The following is a 19,353-nucleotide window of genomic DNA, read 5'->3' as shown; positions in this document are numbered from 1 at the left end:
ACTATGGCCGATTACACTCTCCCCGAACTGGGATACGACTACGGAGCACTCGCTCCGAGCATCAGCGGGGCCATCATGGAGCTTCACCACTCCAAGCATCACCAGGCCTACGTGACCGGAGCCAATGCGGCCGTCGCTGCACTCGCAGCCGCCCGCGACTCCGGTGACCTTGCCAACGTCAACAAGCTCGAGAAGGACCTCGCCTTCAACCTCGGTGGGCACGTGAACCACTCCATCTTCTGGACCAATCTCTCACCGGATGGCGGCGACAAGCCGGTCGGACAGCTCGCGTCCGCGATCGATGACAACTTCGGATCCTTCGACAAGTTCACGGCGCACTTCACCGCAGCCGCGCTCGGCGTGCAGGGCTCCGGCTGGGCCGCCCTGGTCTGGGACTCGATCGGCGAGAAGCTGCTCATCAGCCAGTTCTTCGACCAGCAGTCGAATTTTGCCGCCGGCACCGTTCCGGTTCTCATGCTCGACGTCTGGGAGCACGCGTATTACCTCGACTACAAGAACGTGCGAGCGGACTACGTCAAGGCGTTCTGGAACATCGCTAACTGGGCGAATGTGCAGCAGCGTTTCGACGTCGCTCGCGAAAAGATGAACGGCCTGCTGGTACTCTCATAGCAAATCAGCGCGGTGTGGCCGGGTTCGTCCCGGCCGCACCCCTGTTCTCAGCTGTATTTCACCTCGCCCCCACAAAGTCGCGCTCACGGCGCCTCAGCAACAGGAGTTCTCTTGACTGTCAAGATCGGTATCAACGGCTTCGGCCGCATTGGTCGCAACTACCTCCGCGCGGCTCTCGCGCAGGGCGCTGACCTCGAAGTCGTTGCCGTCAACGACCTCACCGACCCCAAGTCGCTCGCGCACCTGCTGAAGTACGACTCCGTTGCCGGGCGCCTGTCTGAGGACGTATCGGTCGATGGCGAGTTCATTGTTGTCGGTGGCAAGCGCATCAAGGTCCTGGCCGAGCGCGACCCAGCGAACCTCGGTTGGGGCGCCCTTGGCGTCGACATCGTCATCGAGTCGACCGGTCGCTTCACGAACGCGAAGGATGCTTCCAAGCACATCGAGGCCGGCGCCAAGAAGGTCATTATCTCTGCTCCCGCGACCGGAGACGACGGCACCTTCGTCATGGGGGTCAACGAGCACCTTTACGAACCTGCCACCCAGCACATCCTCTCCAACGCGTCGTGCACCACCAACTGCCTCGCGCCGCTGGCCAAGGTGTTCATGGAGGCCTTCGGTATTGAGCGTGGCCTCATGACCACGGTGCACGCCTACACCGCCGACCAGAACCTGCAGGACGGGCCGCACAGCGACCTGCGTCGTGCCCGTGCCGCGGCGCTCAACATCATCCCGACCTCGACCGGTGCCGCGAAGGCCCTCGGGTTGGTCGTTCCCGAGCTCATCGGCAAGCTCGACGGCTACGCGCTCCGCGTGCCAGTACCCACCGGCTCGATCACCGACCTCACGATCGAGGCCAGCCGCAACGTCACCGTCGCCGAGGTCAACGCGGCCTACAAAGCGGCAGCGGAGAGCGGCCCGCTCAAGGGCTTCCTCAGCTACACGGAGGACCCGATCGTCTCCAGTGATATCCAGGGCGACCCGCACTCCTGCATCTTCGATTCCGGCCTCACCAAGGTGATCGGCAACCAGGTCAAGATCGCCGGCTGGTACGACAACGAGTGGGGCTACTCCAACCGTCTCGTCGACTTCACCGAGTACGTCGCAGACCGCCTGTAAGGCAGCCGGATGACGCTCCGCACGATCGATTCTCTCGGTTCGCTTGCGGGCAGGACGGTCATCGTTCGCTGTGATTTGAATGTTCCTCTTGCAGGCGCTCAGATCACGGACGATGGCCGCATCCGCGCCTCGCTTCCCACCCTCAACCTGCTCATCAATGCCGGGGCCCGTGTGGTCGTGGTGTCGCATCTTGGACGCCCACAGGGCGCCCCGGAGGCGAAGTACAGCCTTGCTCCAGTGGCCCAGCGGCTGAGTGAGCTTCTCGGGCAGCCCGTGACCTTTGCCTCCGACACCGTAGGAAGCTCTGCGGCGGAAGTCGTGGACGGTCTGGCGGACGGAGACGTCGCCCTGCTCGAGAACCTCCGTTTCAATCCGGGGGAGACGGCAAAGAGTGCGGATGAGCGTCGTGAGTTCGCACGTAAGCTCGCCGCATTCGGTGATGCGTTCGTGTCCGATGGATTCGGTGTGGTCCACCGCAAGCAGGCGAGCGTTTATGAATTGGCCGAGTTGTTGCCGAGCGCAGCAGGCACCCTCATCGTCACCGAACTCGACGTGCTCGACCGGCTCACCGCGTCGCCCACCAGGCCGTACGCTGTCGTGCTCGGCGGATCTAAGGTGTCGGACAAGCTCGGTGTGATTGCCCACCTTCTTCCGCGAGTCGACTCTCTGCTCGTCGGGGGCGGCATGCTCTTTACTTTTTTGGCAGCACGAGGCAACCAGGTCGGCGCGAGCCTGCTCGAGCTCGACCAGTTGGATGTCGTGCGGGGCTATCTCGCGAAGGCTGAGGAGCTGGGGGTCGAGATCGTGCTTCCGACGGATGTTGTCGTCGCCTCGAAATTCGGAGCCGACGCGGAGCACCAAGTTCGCCCGGCGGACGACATCGAGGGTTCGCCCTGGGGCGAGTCCGGTGTTGGACTGGATATCGGCCCGCAGACGGCTGCCCGATTCGCGGAGGTCATCCGCGCGTCGAAGACCGTGTTCTGGAACGGTCCAATGGGTGTCTTCGAACTCGAGCCATTCGCTGCGGGCACGAAGACTGTCGCCAAGGCATTGACCGAGGTCGACGGCCTTTCGGTGGTCGGCGGAGGGGACTCCGCCGCTGCGGTGCGGGCCCTCGGGTTCACCGACGACCAGTTCGGCCATATCTCCACCGGTGGTGGTGCGAGTCTCGAATTCCTGGAGGGCAAGAGCCTTCCCGGCCTGGAAATACTCGGATGGACAGCAAAATGACTACACGCACCCCATTCATCGCCGGCAACTGGAAGATGAACCTCGACCACTTGCAGTCGATCGCCTTCGTGCAGAAGCTGGCCTGGAGTCTCAAGGACGCGAAGCTCGACTACGGCACGGTCGAGGTGGCCATCTTCCCGCCGTTCACCGACCTGCGTTCGGTGCAGACCCTGATCTCGGCCGACAAGCTCCCGCTTAAATTCGGCGGTCAGGATGTGTCGGCCCACGACTCCGGTGCCTACACCGGTGAGATCTCGGGTGCCTTTCTCAAAGCCCTCGACTGCGAATACGTCATCATCGGCCACTCGGAGCGACGCACGCTTCACCACGAGACCGACGAGAAACTCGCCGCGAAGGTTGCTGCAGCGATTACACACGGTCTTGTGCCGGTGCTCTGCGTCGGCGAGACGGCCGAGGATCTTGAGAAGCACGGGCCGAGTGCCGTTCCCGTCGCCCAGTTGCGCGGAGCGCTCGCATCGGTGAAGACGGGAGCAAACATCGTCGTGGCGTACGAGCCGGTCTGGGCGATCGGATCCGGCCAGGCGGCGACCCCGGCGCAGGCGGAACAGGTCGCGGCCCAATTGCGGGCCACTCTTGCGGAGATCATCGGCGAGGAGGCGGCATCCGCCACCCGCATCCTTTACGGAGGATCGGTGAAGGCCGTGAATATCGCGGGCTTCATGCGCGAAGCTAACGTGGACGGTGCCCTGGTCGGCGGGGCGAGTCTCGACCTTGCGGAGTTCTCCAGCATTGCGCAGTTCCAGAAGCACGTTGGAACCTGAGCCCTCGCTTGCTCGGCGGTTTCACAGCGAACCGCTGAGGCCGGTTATACTAAACCGCGCCCGATAGACCTTATCGTCGCGCCCCAGAAAGGCTGTTCGTGGAAATACTTCAGGTCATCCTGCAGGTGGTACTCGGCATCACGAGTCTCCTGCTGACTCTCCTCATCCTGCTTCACCGCGGTCGCGGCGGCGGGCTGTCCGACATGTTCGGCGGCGGAGTGACCAGCAACCTCGGTGCATCCGGAGTCGCCGAACGCAACCTCAACAGAATCACGTTGATCCTCGCGCTGATCTGGGTGTCATCCATTATTGTCCTTGGTCTGATCACCAAGTTCGACGTGACCGGCTAGGAGACGTACCTATGGCTTCAGGTGGCAGTGCTATTCGTGGTTCTCGTGTCGGCGCGGGACCGATGGGGGAGCAGGACCGGGGTTTCCACGCCGAGCGGCTGCAGGTCTTCTATTGGTGTGCCAACGGCCACGAGTTGAGCCCCCACTTCCTCGCAACGATCGAGCCGGAAGAGATTCCCACGACGCTCGACTGCCCGAACTGCGGTCTTCCGGCTGGTCGTGACAAGGAGAACCCGCCGTCCGTCGTGAAGGTCGAACCGTACAAGACACACCTCGCCTACGTGAAGGAGAGACGTACCGAAGAGGAAGCCGCGACGCTCCTCGATGAAGCTCTTGAGCAGTTGCGCGCGCGTCGCGGACGCCTCACGCCGCAGTAGCCCTCACGCCGCAGTAGCCCTCACACCGCAGTAGCCCTCACGCCGCAGTAGCACTGACACCGCAGTGGACCTGGCGCGACTAAGTCGGGCCAGGGCCCTCAGTACTCCGCCGCGATCAGGTCTTCCGGCACCTTGGCGGCAGCCTCACGGTCGACAAAGAACACCGTCCGCAGGCGACCCTCGACTCCGGCCGCAGGCACTTCCCAGGTGCTGGCGCCCGCAAGCGCCAGGCCGAGCGCTGAGGCCTTGTCCAGGCCAGCCAGGGCAAGCCAGATGCGATCAGCACTGTTGATCACCGGCAGCGTGAGGCTGAGGCGCTCGGGCGGTGGCTTGGGAGAGTTACGGACGGCGATGACCGAGCCCTCCGTTGCACGGATACCCGGGGCGTCCGGAAATAGTGAGGCCACGTGCCCGTCCGGACCAACGCCCAGAAACAGGATGTCGAATCGCGGGGTATCCCGGCCCTCGTCCGCCGCATCAGCGAGCTCCGCTGCGTAGGAGGCCGCGGCCTCGTCGAGGCTGATACCGGCGTCCGAAGCGGCACACCAGTGGATATTCTCCGCGCGAAGTGCGACGTGATTGAGCAGCGCCAGGCGTGCCTGCGTATCATTACGCTCGGCATCTCCACGCGGAAGCCATCGCTCATCGCTCCACCACAGGATGACACGGGACCAGTCGATGCTGTCGCGCGCTGGCGACTCATTGATCGCCTCGAGAACCGCGCTACCCACGGTGCCGCCCGTGAGAGCGATGTTCACCCGGGGCTGCTGGTCGAGCAGGTCGACGACCTTCGTGATGAACCGTGCCGCTACCGAACCGGCGAGGGCCTTCCGGTCGGCGTGCACGAGCACGCGACGGACATTCGTCACGGCTCGGGCACCGTGATCGATCCGGTGACGGTGGGAGCGTCGAGCTGGGCGAGACCGTTCTGGATCACCGCTCCGAAGAGGTCATCCGGGTCGAGACGGCGCAGTTCCTCGGCCAGGCAGTCGCGAAGGCTGCGGCGGATCAGCGAAATATCGTGGATCGGCTGGTTTGGTTGCACGAGTGTGACGATATTCGTGTTGGTGCGCTCAAGCTCGATCACGCCGGACGCGCGATGTAGCCGGACACCCTGGATTCCGCTCGATCCGTGCGCTGGAGTCACCAATTCGTGGCGTGCAGGCACTTTCAACTGCATCTGCAGCCAGGCGGCGAGAAGTCCCGTCGACGGCGAGTCTGGGGCTCCATGCACTTCGACGCTGGTGATTGATTCGTACGGCGGCTGGTCGAGCACCGCTGCCAGCTGCGCACGCCAGAGCGTGAGACGAGTCCAGGAAAAGTCGGTATCGCCGGGACTGTAGGTGCGGGAGAGGTGATTCAGGAACCCGCGGGGGTCACGCTGGGCTGCGGCATCCGTGATTCGACGCTGGGCGATGCGACCGAGAGGAGACTCAGAGGCCACCTCCGGTGCTTCGCCCGGCCACCAGGCCACCACAGGTGCATCGGGCAGCAGCAGGCCGGTGACCAGGCCTTCCTCGTCCGAGGCGGTGTCGCCATAGGCCTTGAGCACCACGACCTCGCTCGCACCGGCATCGCCGCCGACGCGGATCTGCGCATCGAGACGCGGGGCATCCGACATGTCGGGGCCGTCTGCTCCGGTAGAGATCACGATGACGCGCATCGGATGCTCGCGGGATGCGTCGTTCGCGGCCTCGATGGCCTCCTCCTCGTGTCCGAGGTTGGTCGAAATAACGAGGGTGAGCACGCGCCCGAGAGCGACAGCACCCCCCTCTTCCCGGATCTTGACGAGAGCCTTCGAGATTTGGCTTGTTGTGGTGTTGGGAAGGTCGACAATCATGAACGTTTCCAGACTGTGGTGGTCACGGGCGTCGCCAAACGCGCCCGTCGCGGGCAAGGAGTTCGTCGGCGGATGCCGGTCCCCAGGTTCCGGGGCGGTACTGCTCAGGCTGCCCCTGGGTGGCCCAATATTCCTCGATCGGGTCGAGGATCTTCCAGCTCAGTTCCACCTCTTGGTGGCGGGGGAACAGCGGTGGATCACCGAGAAGCACGTCGAGGATCAGACGCTCGTAGGCTTCCGGGCTTGCTTCGGTGAACGCGTGCCCGTATCCGAAGTCCATGGTGACATCCCGCACCTGCATGCCGGCACCCGGCACCTTGGAGCCGAAGCGGATGGTGACACCCTCATCCGGCTGTACCCGAATCACCAGGGCATTCTGGCCAAGAGCAGAGGTCTGGCTCTCAGCGAAGAGGTTTTGCGGAGCGCGTTTGAAGACGACCGCGATCTCGGTGACCCGGCGGCCCAGCCGTTTGCCGGCACGGAGGTAGAACGGCACTCCCGCCCAGCGGCGAGTCCCGATGTCCAGGCGAATCGCGGCGAAGGTCTCGGTGAGCGACTTCGGGTTCATGCCGTCTTCCTCCAGGAATCCGACTACCTTCTCACCGCCCTGCCAGCCGCTTGCGTACTGGCCGCGGGCAGTGGAGTGAGAGAGATCCGTCGGCAGGTGGATGGCCGAAAGCACTTTCTCTTTTTCGGCACGAAGATCCTTCGCGGCGAATGACACCGGCTCTTCCATCGCCGTCAGTGCGAGGAGCTGCAGAAGATGGTTCTGGATGACATCGCGTGCGGCGCCGATCCCGTCGTAGTAGCCCGCGCGACCGCCGACACCGATGTCCTCAGCCATGGTGATCTGAACGTGATCCACGTAGTTTGCGTTCCAGATCGGTTCGTACAGCTGATTGGCGAAGCGCAGGGCCAGGATGTTCTGGACCGTCTCCTTGCCGAGGTAGTGGTCGATCCGGAAGACGCAGTCCGCCGGAAAAACCGACTCGACGACGTCGTTGAGCTCGCGTGCGGTTGCGAGGTCGCTGCCGAAGGGCTTCTCGATCACGACACGGCGCCATGCGCCATCCACCTCGTCGGCCAACCCGGAGCGACGAAGCTGCTCAGTCACCTGGGGAAACGACTTCGGCGGGATCGAGAGGTAGAAGGCGTGGTTGCCCATCGTGCCGCGTGTCTTGTCGAGTTCCTCGAGCGTCTTCTTGAGCTCAGCGAATGCCTTGTCGTCGTCGAACTCACCCTGCACGAAGCGAATGCCCTCCGCGAGTTGCTTCCACACATTCTCGTCGAACGGCGTGCGTGCGTATTGTGCCACTGCGTCGTGCACCACCTGGGCGAAGTCCTGGTCGACCCAGTCACGACGGGCAAATCCGACGAGCGCGAAACCGGGCGGGAGCAGGCCCCGGTTAGCGAGGTCGTAGACCGCTGGCATCAGCTTTTTGCGGGCGAGGTCGCCCGTCACTCCGAAGATGATCAGGGCGCTCGGCCCGGCAATTCTGTTGAGACGGCGGTCGGAGGGCAACCTCAGGGGGTTGAACTCCGGCGTTATTTCCACCGGGGACATTCGGCTCCTAGCGAGTTCGTGTCGGTTGGACGATCAGTATTTTAGACACTCGGCGTACTAGGCGATGGCACCGAAAAGCGTCGCAAGATTCTGTGCCGGATCCGTGAGCGTAAGGGTGAGCACCGGGCGACCGTGGTCGGCGAGTACACTCGCATCACCGGCCGCCTGCGCTTGGATGAGGTAGCCGTAAGAGAACGGGCTGTCGGGAATCTCGAGGTCGGCCGGAGCCGTCGCCGTGATCTGAAGGAACACGCCGGTGGCGGGTCCACCCTTGTGGTATTGGCCGGTCGAGTGCAGGAAGCGCGGTCCCCAGCCGAAGGTAACCGGGCGACCGGTCTTCTCGGCCAGTCGGTCGCGGAGCTTCGAGAGCTCGGGGTTCGCATGGCGGTCGACGTACGCCTGTACCGCGAGGTAGCCGTCCGGCCCGATGTGGCTGACAAGCGCGTTTATCGCGGCGGATACGGAATCCGCACCGGCGAGGAGCTCGGTCGATCCGCGCACCTCGATACCGTCCACAGCGAAGGCGGGTGCGACGGGATCGGGGCGCGAGTCGAGCAGCGCGCGAGTCGCGATCTTGGCCGACTCGACATCCGGCTGATCGAAGGGGTCGATGCCGAGCAATCGACCGGCGACCGCCACAGCGTATTCCCAGACGAGCATCTGAGCACCGAGGGTACCGCTGATCTCGATCTCCCCGTCGCGCACTTCCTTGGTGGCGTGAGCGCTCTCGACGAGGCGCACGATCTGGACGTCGTCGAGGTTCTCGGAGAGCTCGGGGGAGTGAAGGTCGAGAACGACCGGAAGGAGCCCCTTTCCGCTTTTTCCGGTCGACTCGGCGATGAGCTGCTCAACCCAATCACCGAAGCCGACGATATAGGTACCGTCGGCGACGATCCCGATCTTGTCTTTTAGCGGAGAGGTACCGGCGATAGCGGCACCGAGAATGAGTCCAGGGTTCTCCACCTGGTCGACCATGAGCTGCCCGGTCACCGCGGATGCTTCAGCGAGAAGCGCACGGATGTCCACGCCGGCGAGTCCGGACGGCACGAGGCCAAAGGCTGTCAGCGCAGAATAGCGACCGCCCACATTCGGATCGGCGTTGAACACGCGGTATCCGGCTGCTCGAGCCGAAACGTCAAGCGGCGAACCCGGGTCGGTGACGACAACGATGCGTTCGGCCGGGTCGATACCGATGCCGTGAAAAGCCTCTTCGTAGGACTTGCGCTGGCTGGCCGTCTCGAGGGTTGAGCCCGACTTCGACGAGATGACGACAACGGTCGTCTTCAGGCGATCGGCGAGAGCGGCCAGGATCTGACCGGGGTCGGTCGAGTCGAGAATCGTGAGCTCGACGCCTGCAGTACGCGTGATCACCTCGGGGGCGAGCGAAGAACCGCCCATTCCGCCGAGCACCACATGATTTACCCCGGAGGCATGGAGCTTGTCGCGCAACGCGATGATGTCGTCGATCAGTGGCTCGGAGATGACGACTGCTTCGGTCCAGCCGAGGCGTCTTCCTGCCTCTGCCTCGGCATCCGCTCCCCAGAGGGTCGGATCCTGGTCGGAAATTCGGGAGGCGACGAGGTCGCTCACCAGCTGCGGAACAATGCGGTCAACCGCCTCTGCGGCGGCGCCGCTCACCGTGATGTCGAAGCTCATTTGGCGACCTCACCATTCGCCGACTCGAGTGCTGCTGTCACGGTGTCGAGCAGTTCGTTCCACGACACGATGAACTTCTCCACTCCCTCTTTCTCGAGCAGCGCGGTGACCTCCTCGTAGGAGATTCCCAATGCGTCCAGTGCGTCGAGTACTGCATTAGCGTCGTCGTAATTGCCGGTTACCTGGTCACCGTCGATGACACCGTGGTCGAAGGTGGCCTCGAGGGTCTTCTCCGGCATGGTGTTGACGACGTTGGCCACGGCGAGCTCGGTCACATACAGGGTGTCGGGTAGCGTCGGATCCTTCACGCCGGTGGATGCCCAGAGCGGGCGCTGCACGTGCGCTCCCGCGGCGAGGAGGCCCTTGGCCCGCTCGCTATCGAAGGCCTGCTCAAAGACCTGGTATGCCAGTCGCGCATTCGCGATGCCGGCCTTGCTCTTGAGTGCAATCGCCTCTGGAGTGCCGATGGCATCGAGGCGGTTGTTGATCTCGGTGTCGACACGGGAGACGAAAAACGAAGCGACCGAGTGAATAGTCGAGAGGTCGTGCCCGGCGGCCTTCGCCTGCTCGAGACCGGTGAGGTACGCGTTGATGACTTCCCGGTGGCGCTCGAGGCTGAAGATGAGCGTCACGTTGACGCTGATACCTGATCCGATAGTCTCGGTGATCGCCTCGAGACCCTCGACCGTCGCGGGGATCTTGATCATGGCATTCGGACGGTCAACAGTTGCCCACAACTGCTTGGCTTGGGCTGAAGTTGCGACGGCATCGTGCGCGAAGCCGGGCTCCACCTCGATCGAGACGCGCCCATCCTGTCCGCCGGTCGAATCGAAGATCGGACGGAAGATATCGCTTGCGTTTGCGACGTCAGTGGTGGTGATTTCGAAGACGGCCTCGGTGACGGTCTTGCTCGCGGCGGCGAGTTGGGCCACCTGGACGTCGTAGGCCTCGCCCTTAGCGAGAGCGCTGGCAAAGATGGTCGGGTTTGTCGTGACACCGACGACGTTCCGCTCGGCGATCAGCTTCTGCAGTCCGCCGGAGTTGATCCTCTCGCGAGAGAGGTCGTCGAGCCAGATGCTGGTGCCGACGGCGGAGAGGGCGGCGGTGGGGGTGTTCTCAGTCATGTCTATCTCCCTAATTTTCGACGCCTAGACGGCGGCGATCGAGTCCTTGGCGGCGGAGATGGCGTGCTCGGTGGTTATTCCGAACTCACGGAACAGCGTCTTGTAGTCGGCGGATGCTCCGAAGTGTTCGATCGAGACGCTCCGGCCGGCATCGCCGACGTATCCGCGCCAGGTGAGGTCGCGGCCGGCCTCGATGGAGACCCTCGCTTTGACGCTCTTCGGAAGCACCGATTCGCGGTACTCAGCGGACTGCTCCTCGAACCATTCGAGGCACGGTGCGGAGACGACGCGGGCGCTGATGCCCTCGGCCTTGAGCTGCTCGCGGGCATCCACTGCGATCTGCACCTCGGACCCGGTGGCGATGAAGATGACATCCGGGGTGCCATTCGGTGCCTCCGCGAGCACATACGCGCCCTTTGCGACATGCTTTGCCGCGGCGAAGGTCTCGCCACTGGCGACATCCTCGCCGCGCTCGAACACCGGGATGTTCTGGCGGGTCAGCGCGATACCCGCTGGCCCGTTGCGACGTTCAAGAATGGTCTTCCATGCCCATGCGGTCTCGTTCGCGTCGCCGGGTCGCACGATGTCGAGGCCAGGGATGGCGCGGAGGGCGGCGAGCTGCTCGATTGGCTGGTGGGTCGGCCCGTCTTCGCCGAGCGCCACGGAGTCGTGAGTCCAGACGTAGATCGCCGGCGCCTTCATCAGCGCGGCGAGGCGCACCGCCGGCCGCATGTAGTCGCTGAAAATCAGGAACGTTCCGCCGAACGGGCGGGTATTGCCGTGCAGCACGATGCCATTGAGAATCGCGCCCATGGCGTGCTCGCGGATGCCGAAGTGCAGGACCCGCCCGTACTTGTCGCCGGTCCACTCGTGGGTCGAGTGCTCGGCGGGCACGAAGGACCGCGAGCCTTCGATGGTGGTGTTGTTGGACTCGGCGAGGTCGGCGGAACCGCCCCACAGCTCCGGGATGACCGGGCCGAGAGCGTTGAGCACCTTGCCGGAAGCAGCACGCGTCGACACTTCCTTGCCCGCTTCGAACACGGGAAGGGCCTCTTCGACACCCTCGGGGAGGTCGCCGGAGAGGATCCGGTCGAGCAATACCTTCCGGTCAGGGTTTGCGGCGGCCCAGGCGTCGAACTGCACGTTCCACTGCGCATGCGCGGCCTTGCCGCGGTCCACGGCCTTGCGGGTGTGGGTGAGAACCGCCGGGTCTACGTCGAAAGTCTTCTCGGGATCGAAGCCGAGCACTTTCTTGACGGCGGCAAGTTCCTCGGCACCGAGGGCGGATCCGTGGATCTTGCCCGAGTTCTGCTTCTTCGGGCTCGGCCAGCCGATGATCGTCTTGAGGATGATCAGCGACGGCTTCGAGGTCTCACCCTTCGCCGCCTCGATCGCGTCGTTGAGCGCCTGGACATCTTCGACGTACTGGCCGGTCTTCTTCCAGTCCACGACCTGCACATGCCAGTGGTAGGCCTCATAACGGGCCTTCACGTCTTCGGTGAAGGCGATGTTCGTGTCGTCTTCGATGGAGATCTGGTTGCTGTCGTAGATCGCGATGAGGTTGCCGAGCTCCTGGTGGCCGGCGAGAGAGGACGCCTCGCTTGTCACGCCCTCCTGCATGTCACCATCGCCGGCGATCGCGTACACGTAGTGGTCGAATGGGCTGGCGCCTTCGGCGGCATCCGGGTCGAACAGTCCGCGCTCGAACCGCGACGCGTAGGCGAAGCCCACGGCAGAGGAGAGGCCCTGTCCGAGCGGACCGGTGGTGATCTCCACTCCGTCGGTGTGTCCGAACTCAGGGTGGCCGGGCGTCTTGGATCCCCAGGTGCGAAGTGCCTTGAGGTCATCGAGTTCGAGGCCGTACCCGCCGAAGTAGAATTGCACGTACTGGGTGAGGGAGGAGTGCCCCACCGAGAGGATGAAGCGGTCGCGCCCCATCCAGGTGCTGTCACTCGGGTCGCGGCGCATGACCTTCTGAAAAAGCAGGTAAGCCGCAGGAGCCAGGCTCATCGCGGTGCCCGGGTGCCCGTTTCCCACCTTCTCCACGGCATCCGCTGCCAGGATGCGGGCGGTGTCAACGGCGGTGTTGTCAATGGGATCCCATTGGAGAGCTGCCACGAGAATTCGACCCTTCTGTTGCGTACGATGTCAGTCCCGAGTGGGTCACACCGCCTGAGGTAATTACACGGGCTCACCTGACGACATCGGCAGTGCCGTGGGCTGCCCTACACGGCAACGAGGCTGACGGGGACGGTGCTACGGCGTGCAAGTTACCTCCAAGTATAGAGAAAGCCGCGAGACGACGTTCCAGGAGGTCGTGCCACTCGGGAAGGAGCTGACAGGAGCTCCCAGCCGGGGCGCATAGACTCTTTTCGGGTGAGAACGGGTGTTAGAGGAGCAATGGACGTAGCGGTAGAGACTCGGCAACTTGGCGCGCGCATCGGCTTCGCCCGCAAGTCGAAGGCCTACTTTGCGCTCACCAAACCACGGGTCATTGAACTGCTTCTCGTGACGACGGCGCCCGTGATGATACTCGCGCAGGGCGGCATTCCGAATCTGTGGCTCGTGCTGTGGACGCTCGTCGGTGGCGCGCTCAGTGCGGGATCCGCCGGGGCCTTTAATTGTTACATTGACCGTGACATGGACCGGGTCATGAAGCGCACGAGCAAGCGCCCGCTGGTCACCGGGGAACTCACGGATCATGAAGCGTTGGCTTTCGCGTGGGTTATTGGTGCGGCATCCATTGTTGTGCTCGGGCTGCTGGTCAACTGGCTCGCCGCTGCGCTTTCCCTTGTCGCCATCCTCTTCTACGTGCTCGTCTACACCCTGGTTCTCAAGCGACGAACCCCCCAGAATATCGTCTGGGGCGGTGCCGCTGGCTGTATGCCAGTACTCATCGGCTGGGCGGCGGTCACGGGTTCCCTTGGCTGGGCTCCGTTCATCCTGTTCGGCATCGTGTTTCTGTGGACGCCGCCACACTACTGGCCGCTCTCGATGCGTTACCGGGCCGACTACGCGTCGGTAAACGTGCCGATGCTGGCTGTGGTGCGCGGTCGTACAGTAGTGGGTCTGCAGGTCGTTCTCTACGCCTGGGCGACCGTCGCATGCTCGCTTCTGCTGATCCCGGTTGCACACATGGGCATCCTGTACACGGTCGTTGCAGTTCTGGCGGGCGGATGGTTCGTGTTCGAGTCTCACCGCCTGTACTCCATGGCGATCCGACACGACACCGTCAAGCCGATGCGGGTGTTCCACAGCTCGATCAGCTATCTCACTCTGCTCTTCCTCGCGGTGGGCATCGACCCGCTGCTCGCCGCACTGCGCTGACCCACTGTTCTGACCCTTCCATCCTGACTCTCGATCCCGGAAGGACCGACCCATCGTCACCCCATTCGCCTGGCTGGCCAGTCGCTACACCCTCGGAGAACGCGCCCTGCGCTGGGGAACCACGGCTGCCCTTGTGGTGAGCGTCTTCATCGTGCTCACCGGAGGTGTCGTTCGGGTCACCGGCTCGGGGCTCGGGTGTCCCACCTGGCCCTCCTGCGACGCCGGGTCGTTTACAACGACTCCCGAGTTGGGAATTCACGGCTTCATAGAGTTCGCGAACCGTGCGCTCACCGGTGTGCTCATCCTCGCCGTCGGTTGGGCGATCGTCGCCGCGCGGTTGCAGAAGCCGCGCAATCGCACCCTCACCCGCCTGGCCTGGTCGCAATTCTGGCTCGTGGTGGCGAATTCGATCGCTGGCGGGATCTCGGTGCTCACCGGTCTCAACCCCTATGTCGTTGCACTGCACTTCGTGCTGGCGATCGCGCTGCTCACCACAACGACGCTCACCTGGCATCGTGCCCGGCAGGCCATCTTGGAACCGACACCGCGCCTGGCGGTGGTGCAGCGAAAGTCCGCGATCCTCAGCGTTCTCCTGGTCACCACCACCTTCGTGTTGATCTCGATCGGCACGCTGGTGACCGGCTCAGGGCAGCACTCCGGCGACTCGGCGGGTGTGCCGCGTATGGGTTTTGTCTGGGCACACGTGACAGTGGTCCACGGTGTGCTCGGCACGCTCGTGCTCGTGCTCGCTCTCGTCTTGTATGGCAGCCTTCGGACCCGCCCCGAGACCTCCCTCGCGCGACGTCGCGTCGTCATTTTTTTGATTGTCACGGTCGCGCAGGCCGCGCTCGGATTGCTCCAGGCGAACATCGGGGTTCCGGCCGGATTGGTCGCCATCCACGTGCTCGGTTCCGCTCTCGTCTGGGTGGGGGTGCTGCGGGTGCTCCTCGACGTGAATCCGCAGCTGTTCCGCACAGTCGGATTGCAGGCACCGGTCGAGGCTGCGGTCAGTATTCACCGCTGATTCGCACCCACCCCCTGTAGAATCTTAAAAACTAACAGCACACAGCTCTGCCACCGTGTCGGCGTCGATACGCATGGCGCCTCTTATTGGCGCAGACGGTGAAGATTCGCCGTCGCCGGTGGGCTTCGGGGAATGCGCCCGCGGTGTGTGCGGTTGTCACAGGGGAGAGCCCTGGAATTACAGAGTTTTGCGAAAAGGAAGAGGGAAATCATGTCGGACATTCTGATCGACCGTCCCGAACTCGAAAGCCTCGGCATTTACGAGTTCGGCTGGTCCGACTCCGACGTCGCCGGAGCATCCGCCAAACGCGGGATCTCTCCCGAGGTGGTCGCTGATATCTCAGCGCTCAAGAGCGAACCGGAGTGGATGCTCAAGAACCGCCTCAAGGCGCTCGCGCTCTTCTACAAGAAGCCGATGCCCGCCTGGGGTGCTGATTTGTCCGGTATCGACTTCGACAACATCAAGTACTTCGTGCGGTCTACCGAGAAGCAGGCGCAGACCTGGGATGACCTCCCCGACGACATCAAAAACACCTACGAAAAGCTCGGTATCCCCGAGGCGGAGCGGCAGCGCCTGGTCTCCGGAGTGGCCGCACAGTATGAGTCCGAGGTTGTCTATCACACGATCAACAAAGACCTCGAAGACCAGGGCGTCATCTTCATGGACACCGATACGGCGCTGAAGGAACACCCGGAGCTGTTCAAGGAGTACTTCGGCACCGTGATTCCGGCCGGCGACAACAAGTTTGCCGCGCTCAACACTTCCGTCTGGTCCGGCGGGTCGTTCGTTTACGTCCCAAAGGGCGTTCACGTGCAGATCCCGCTCCAGGCCTACTTCCGCATCAATACCGAAAACATGGGCCAGTTCGAGCGCACTCTGATCATCGCCGATGAGGGGTCATACGTGCACTACATCGAGGGCTGCACCGCTCCGATCTACAAGTCGGACTCGCTGCACTCCGCCGTCGTCGAAATCATTGTGAAGAAGAACGCCCGAGTGCGCTACACGACGATCCAGAATTGGTCCAACAACGTCTATAACCTCGTGACCAAGCGCGCGATCGCGCACGAGGGTGCCACCATGGAGTGGATCGATGGCAACATCGGCTCCAAGGTCACGATGAAGTACCCGTCCATCTACCTCGTTGGGGAACACGCCAAAGGGGAAACCCTCTCGGTGGCCTTCGCCGGCCCCGGACAGCACCAGGACGCCGGCGCCAAGATGATCCACATGGCCCCGTATACGCAATCGTCGATCGTCTCCAAATCGATCGCCCGTGGCGGTGGCCGCACCGGCTACCGCGGCGAAGTACGCATTGCCGAAGGCGCGCACCACTCCGCCAATACGGTGCGTTGCGACGCCCTGTTGGTCGACGCGATCTCGCGCTCCGACACCTACCCCACGACGGACGTCCGTGAAGACGACGTGCAGATGGGCCACGAGGCCACGGTCTCGCGTGTAAGCGCCGAGCAACTGTTCTATCTCCAGTCCCGCGGGATGCCCGAAGACGAGGCCATGGCCATGATCGTCCGCGGCTTCATCGAACCGATCGCGCGCGAGCTCCCGATGGAGTATGCCCTCGAACTCAACAAGCTCATCGAAATGGGCATGGAAGGCAGCGTCGGCTAGGTGTCTGTTCCCACTGAAACCGTGCCCGCAACGGTCACAACGGGTCCTGTGGCTGCGCCCGACCACTCTCGCCTCGGCTCAAAGCAGCACAGCGACGGCGGCTGGGGCCTCGTGCCGCTGCAGGTTCGTTCGGCGCGTTTCGCCTCTTTCGACGTCGTCGACTTCGAGCCCGTCACCGGCCAGGAAGCCGAGTGGAAACACACTCCGATCGCTCGGGTCCAGGCGCTCATCGATGGTGCCCTCGAGGCAGATATCGAACCGCTCACGGGAGTTACTGCGTTTGGCGACTCGTCGCTCATCGAGTGGGTGCCCCGCGGCGACGTCCGTATTGGCCGCGCGGGCAAGCCGGAGGAGCGGGCATCCGCGAATGCCTGGAGTACCTTCGAATCGGCGCTCGTGATCACGATCACCGGCGAACAGGCCTCCGAGGTGACTGTCACTCGATCCGCGCTCGGTACTACCGCTCGGGCCGCGCATACTGTCATCCACGCAACGCATCACAGCGTCGGAACCGTGGTCCTGCAGAACAGCGGGGATGCACTCCTCAGCGAGAACGTCGAGATCGTCCTCGACGAAGGCGCCCAGTTGACGGTCGTCACGGTGCAGCAATGGGACGCCACCGGCATTCACCTTGCGAGTCACTTTTCGGAGATCGGTCGCGACGCGCGACTCAAGCACGTGGTCGTCTCTCTCGGCGGTTCTGTGGTTCGGGTGAATCCATCGACCCACCTGTCCAGTGAGGGCGGGGACGTTGAACTGTACGGAGTGTACTTCGCTGACACGGGCCAGCACCTCGAGCAGCAGGTCTTCGTGAATCACGATGCTCCAAACACGAAGTCACGCGTGAGCTACAAGGGCGCTCTTCAGGGTGTCGGAGCCCACACTGTCTGGATCGGCGACGTGCTTATTCGCCCGACCGCATCGGGAACCGACAGTTATGAACAGAACCGAAACCTGTTACTGACGGATGGTGCGCGCGCCGACTCCATTCCTAACCTCGAAATCGAGACCGGGGAAATCGCCGGCGCCGGTCACGCGAGTGCGTCGGGACGATTCGACGACGAACAACTTTTTTACCTTCAGGCGCGCGGCATTCGCGAAGACGAGGCGCGACGACTCGTCGTGCGGGGCTTCCTTTCTGAAATCGTGCAGAAGATCGGGTCACCCGAGCTTGAAGAACGACTGCAAAAAGCCATCGAGGCCGAACTTACCCACACTGACGGCTGACCCCGAATGAAAGAAGCGGTAGTGACCATCAAGATCTGTGCCGAAAGCGACATCGAACTCGGCTCTGCCGTTCGGGTCGTCATCGATGGGACCCCCATCGCAGTAGTGCGGGATTCCGCTGGTGTCGTTCACGCCATCGGCGACACCTGCACCCACGGCGACATCTCCCTCGCGGAAGGTTTTGTCGAAGACGACACTCTGGAGTGCTGGGCACACGGATCAAAGTTCTCATTGCTCACCGGCAAGCCGATCACCCTTCCGGCCTACGAGCCGGTTCCCGTGTTTGCGGTCTCCATCGTGGACGGCGACGTTTTCATCGACCCGACCCCCGTGGTCACCCCCTAACCCGCAAGGAGTTCGCACCATGTCAGTACTTGAAGTCAGAGACCTCCACGTGAGCGTCCAAACCGAACAGGGCACCACGCAGATCCTCAAGGGGGTCGACCTGGTCGTCAACGAGGGTGAGATCCACGCCATCATGGGTCCCAACGGGTCGGGTAAGTCCACCCTCGCGTACACGATCGCCGGTCATCCGAAGTATCACGTGGAGAGCGGCTCGGTCACCCTCGACGGCCAGGACCTGCTCGCCATGCCCGTGGATGCTCGCGCTCGCGCCGGCCTCTTCCTCGCAATGCAGTACCCGGTGGAGATTCCCGGCGTCGCCGTTACCAACTTCCTTCGCACTGCCAAGACGGCGATAGACGGTGTACAGCCCTCCATCCGCACCTGGACCAAAGAGGTCACCGAAGCGATGAAGGGTCTGAGAATGGACGCCTCGTTCAAGGACCGCAACGTGAACGAAGGATTCTCCGGCGGGGAGAAGAAGCGCCACGAGATCCTGCAGCTCGAACTGCTGAAGCCCAAGTTCGCGATCCTCGACGAGACGGACTCCGGACTGGACGTCGACGCGCTGAAGATCGTGTCGGAGGGCGTTAACCGCGCCAAGGCGAATACCGGACTCGGGCTGCTGCTGATCACCCACTACACGCGGATCCTTCGCTACATCACCCCCGACTACGTGCATGTCTTCGTCGACGGTCGCGTCGCTGAAGAGGGTGGCGCAGAGCTGGCCGATCGCCTCGAAAACGAAGGCTACGATCGCTTCCTGGCTCCGGCAAGCCTAGGCTGAGGCCATGGCAGTCGCTCTAGCTCCCGCGCTCTTCGACCAGGTGGAAGAAGCTCTCAAGGACGTGATGGATCCCGAGCTTGGGATCAACATTGTCGACCTTGGGCTCATTTACGACCTCACCTGGGACGACGAGAACGACGCGCTGATTATTAGCATGACGTTGACCTCTGCCGGCTGTCCGCTCACCGACGTGATCGAGGAACAGACCGCGCAGTCTCTCGACGGAGTCGTGGATCAGTTCCGCATCAACTGGATCTGGATGCCTCCGTGGGGTCCAGAGAAGATCACTGACGACGGACGCGACATGATGAGGGCGCTCGGCTTTTCGATGTAGCGGCGGGCCGC

The 19,353-nt window shown here is 63.2% G+C and carries 19 protein-coding genes; 13 read left to right on the top strand and 6 right to left on the bottom strand.

Annotation, left to right across the window (positions count from 1 at the left end; all coding sequences use genetic code 11):
- The first annotated feature begins 3 nt into the window (after positions 1-3).
- The 6 genes from RCH11_RS10145 to RCH11_RS10120 all read left to right on the top strand — a co-directional run bounded on the left by RCH11_RS10145 (position 4) and on the right by RCH11_RS10120 (position 4,488).
- Positions 4-630, top strand: a complete 627-nt coding sequence (locus tag RCH11_RS10145; RefSeq protein ID WP_327056884.1) for a superoxide dismutase — start codon at positions 4-6, stop codon at positions 628-630.
- A gap of 111 nt (positions 631-741) precedes the next feature.
- Complete coding sequence (gap, locus tag RCH11_RS10140; protein WP_327056883.1) at positions 742-1,749, top strand: type I glyceraldehyde-3-phosphate dehydrogenase; 1,008 nt, start codon at positions 742-744, stop codon at positions 1,747-1,749.
- A gap of 9 nt (positions 1,750-1,758) precedes the next feature.
- Positions 1,759-2,979: a phosphoglycerate kinase gene (locus RCH11_RS10135; RefSeq protein WP_327056882.1), complete on the top strand. Its 1,221-nt coding sequence runs from the start codon at positions 1,759-1,761 to the stop codon at positions 2,977-2,979.
- Positions 2,976-3,761, top strand: coding sequence for a triose-phosphate isomerase (gene tpiA, locus RCH11_RS10130; RefSeq protein WP_327056881.1), 786 nt, complete (start codon positions 2,976-2,978; stop codon positions 3,759-3,761). Before RCH11_RS10135 ends, tpiA begins: the two co-directional genes overlap by 4 nt.
- Before the next feature lie 98 nt (positions 3,762-3,859).
- Positions 3,860-4,111 carry a preprotein translocase subunit SecG gene (gene secG / locus RCH11_RS10125; protein ID WP_327056880.1) on the top strand — a complete coding sequence of 84 codons (252 nt, stop codon included), beginning with the start codon at positions 3,860-3,862 and terminating at the stop codon, positions 4,109-4,111.
- An 11-nt stretch (positions 4,112-4,122) separates the two neighbouring features.
- Positions 4,123-4,488: an RNA polymerase-binding protein RbpA gene (locus RCH11_RS10120; RefSeq protein WP_327056879.1), complete on the top strand. Its 366-nt coding sequence runs from the start codon at positions 4,123-4,125 to the stop codon at positions 4,486-4,488.
- A gap of 98 nt (positions 4,489-4,586) precedes the next feature.
- On the opposite strand, the gene pgl is transcribed toward RCH11_RS10120, so the two are convergent.
- Genes pgl through tkt form a run of 6 tightly spaced genes read right to left on the bottom strand, consistent with a single transcriptional unit; the run spans position 4,587 to position 12,790 of the window.
- Positions 4,587-5,357, bottom strand: coding sequence for a 6-phosphogluconolactonase (pgl, locus tag RCH11_RS10115; RefSeq protein ID WP_327056878.1), 771 nt, complete (start codon positions 5,355-5,357; stop codon positions 4,587-4,589).
- The gene (locus tag RCH11_RS10110) at positions 5,354-6,328 is read right to left on the bottom strand and encodes a glucose-6-phosphate dehydrogenase assembly protein OpcA (RefSeq protein ID WP_327056877.1); all 975 of its coding nucleotides are present in this window, start codon (positions 6,326-6,328) and stop codon (positions 5,354-5,356) included. The genes pgl and RCH11_RS10110 overlap by 4 nt, the downstream gene beginning before the upstream one ends.
- A 22-nt stretch (positions 6,329-6,350) precedes the next feature.
- Positions 6,351-7,892, bottom strand: coding sequence for a glucose-6-phosphate dehydrogenase (gene zwf / locus RCH11_RS10105; RefSeq protein ID WP_327056876.1), 1,542 nt, complete (start codon positions 7,890-7,892; stop codon positions 6,351-6,353).
- Positions 7,893-7,949: 57 nt separating this feature from the next.
- The gene (locus tag RCH11_RS10100; RefSeq protein ID WP_327056875.1) at positions 7,950-9,548 is read right to left on the bottom strand and encodes a glucose-6-phosphate isomerase; all 1,599 of its coding nucleotides are present in this window, start codon (positions 9,546-9,548) and stop codon (positions 7,950-7,952) included.
- Entirely contained in the window at positions 9,545-10,672 is a 1,128-nt protein-coding gene (gene tal / locus RCH11_RS10095; protein ID WP_327056874.1) for a transaldolase, read from the bottom strand. Before tal ends, RCH11_RS10100 begins: the two co-directional genes overlap by 4 nt.
- A 24-nt stretch (positions 10,673-10,696) precedes the next feature.
- Positions 10,697-12,790: a transketolase gene (gene tkt, locus RCH11_RS10090; protein ID WP_327056873.1), complete on the bottom strand. Its 2,094-nt coding sequence runs from the start codon at positions 12,788-12,790 to the stop codon at positions 10,697-10,699.
- A 282-nt stretch (positions 12,791-13,072) separates the two neighbouring features.
- Between tkt and RCH11_RS10085 the strand changes: the two genes are divergently transcribed.
- The 7 genes from RCH11_RS10085 (at position 13,073) to RCH11_RS10055 (ending at position 19,342) form a co-directional block, all read left to right on the top strand.
- Positions 13,073-13,999: a heme o synthase gene (locus RCH11_RS10085; protein WP_327056872.1), complete on the top strand. Its 927-nt coding sequence runs from the start codon at positions 13,073-13,075 to the stop codon at positions 13,997-13,999.
- 133 nt (positions 14,000-14,132) lie between these two features.
- Positions 14,133-15,023 carry a COX15/CtaA family protein gene (locus RCH11_RS10080; RefSeq protein ID WP_442789032.1) on the top strand — a complete coding sequence of 297 codons (891 nt, stop codon included), beginning with the start codon at positions 14,133-14,135 and terminating at the stop codon, positions 15,021-15,023.
- Between the two features lie 210 nt (positions 15,024-15,233).
- A complete protein-coding gene (gene sufB, locus RCH11_RS10075; RefSeq protein WP_327056870.1) occupies positions 15,234-16,652 on the top strand; it encodes a Fe-S cluster assembly protein SufB in 1,419 nt (472 codons plus the stop codon).
- Positions 16,653-17,879, top strand: coding sequence for a Fe-S cluster assembly protein SufD (sufD, locus tag RCH11_RS10070; RefSeq protein WP_442789031.1), 1,227 nt, complete (start codon positions 16,653-16,655; stop codon positions 17,877-17,879).
- A gap of 27 nt (positions 17,880-17,906) precedes the next feature.
- Entirely contained in the window at positions 17,907-18,224 is a 318-nt protein-coding gene (locus RCH11_RS10065; RefSeq protein WP_442789038.1) for a non-heme iron oxygenase ferredoxin subunit, read from the top strand.
- A gap of 19 nt (positions 18,225-18,243) precedes the next feature.
- Complete coding sequence (gene sufC / locus RCH11_RS10060; RefSeq protein ID WP_327056868.1) at positions 18,244-19,008, top strand: Fe-S cluster assembly ATPase SufC; 765 nt, start codon at positions 18,244-18,246, stop codon at positions 19,006-19,008.
- A gap of 4 nt (positions 19,009-19,012) precedes the next feature.
- A complete protein-coding gene (locus RCH11_RS10055) occupies positions 19,013-19,342 on the top strand; it encodes a metal-sulfur cluster assembly factor (RefSeq protein ID WP_327056867.1) in 330 nt (109 codons plus the stop codon).
- The last annotated feature ends 11 nt before the right edge of the window (positions 19,343-19,353 follow it).

This window comes from Glaciihabitans sp. GrIS 2.15 (assembly GCF_035984695.1).
Lineage (GTDB): Bacteria > Actinomycetota > Actinomycetes > Actinomycetales > Microbacteriaceae > Lacisediminihabitans.
This window is presented reverse-complemented; position numbering and strand designations above follow the sequence as displayed.

What these genes read in the sequence shown, in the direction of transcription:
- RCH11_RS10100 (WP_327056875.1), bottom strand. Translation starts at nt 9,548, where the DNA reads ATGAGCTTCGACATCACGGTGAGCGGCGCCGCCGCAGAGGCGGTTGAC.
- RCH11_RS10145 (WP_327056884.1), top strand. Translation starts at nt 4, where the DNA reads ATGGCCGATTACACTCTCCCCGAACTGGGATACGACTACGGAGCACTC.
- sufB (WP_327056870.1), top strand. Translation starts at nt 15,234, where the DNA reads ATGTCGGACATTCTGATCGACCGTCCCGAACTCGAAAGCCTCGGCATT.
- tpiA (WP_327056881.1), top strand. Translation starts at nt 2,976, where the DNA reads ATGACTACACGCACCCCATTCATCGCCGGCAACTGGAAGATGAACCTC.
- tal (WP_327056874.1), bottom strand. Translation starts at nt 10,672, where the DNA reads ATGACTGAGAACACCCCCACCGCCGCCCTCTCCGCCGTCGGCACCAGC.
- RCH11_RS10135 (WP_327056882.1), top strand. Translation starts at nt 1,759, where the DNA reads ATGACGCTCCGCACGATCGATTCTCTCGGTTCGCTTGCGGGCAGGACG.
- RCH11_RS10120 (WP_327056879.1), top strand. Translation starts at nt 4,123, where the DNA reads ATGGCTTCAGGTGGCAGTGCTATTCGTGGTTCTCGTGTCGGCGCGGGA.
- sufC (WP_327056868.1), top strand. Translation starts at nt 18,244, where the DNA reads ATGTCAGTACTTGAAGTCAGAGACCTCCACGTGAGCGTCCAAACCGAA.
- RCH11_RS10085 (WP_327056872.1), top strand. Translation starts at nt 13,073, where the DNA reads ATGGACGTAGCGGTAGAGACTCGGCAACTTGGCGCGCGCATCGGCTTC.
- RCH11_RS10110 (WP_327056877.1), bottom strand. Translation starts at nt 6,328, where the DNA reads ATGATTGTCGACCTTCCCAACACCACAACAAGCCAAATCTCGAAGGCT.
- zwf (WP_327056876.1), bottom strand. Translation starts at nt 7,892, where the DNA reads ATGTCCCCGGTGGAAATAACGCCGGAGTTCAACCCCCTGAGGTTGCCC.
- RCH11_RS10055 (WP_327056867.1), top strand. Translation starts at nt 19,013, where the DNA reads ATGGCAGTCGCTCTAGCTCCCGCGCTCTTCGACCAGGTGGAAGAAGCT.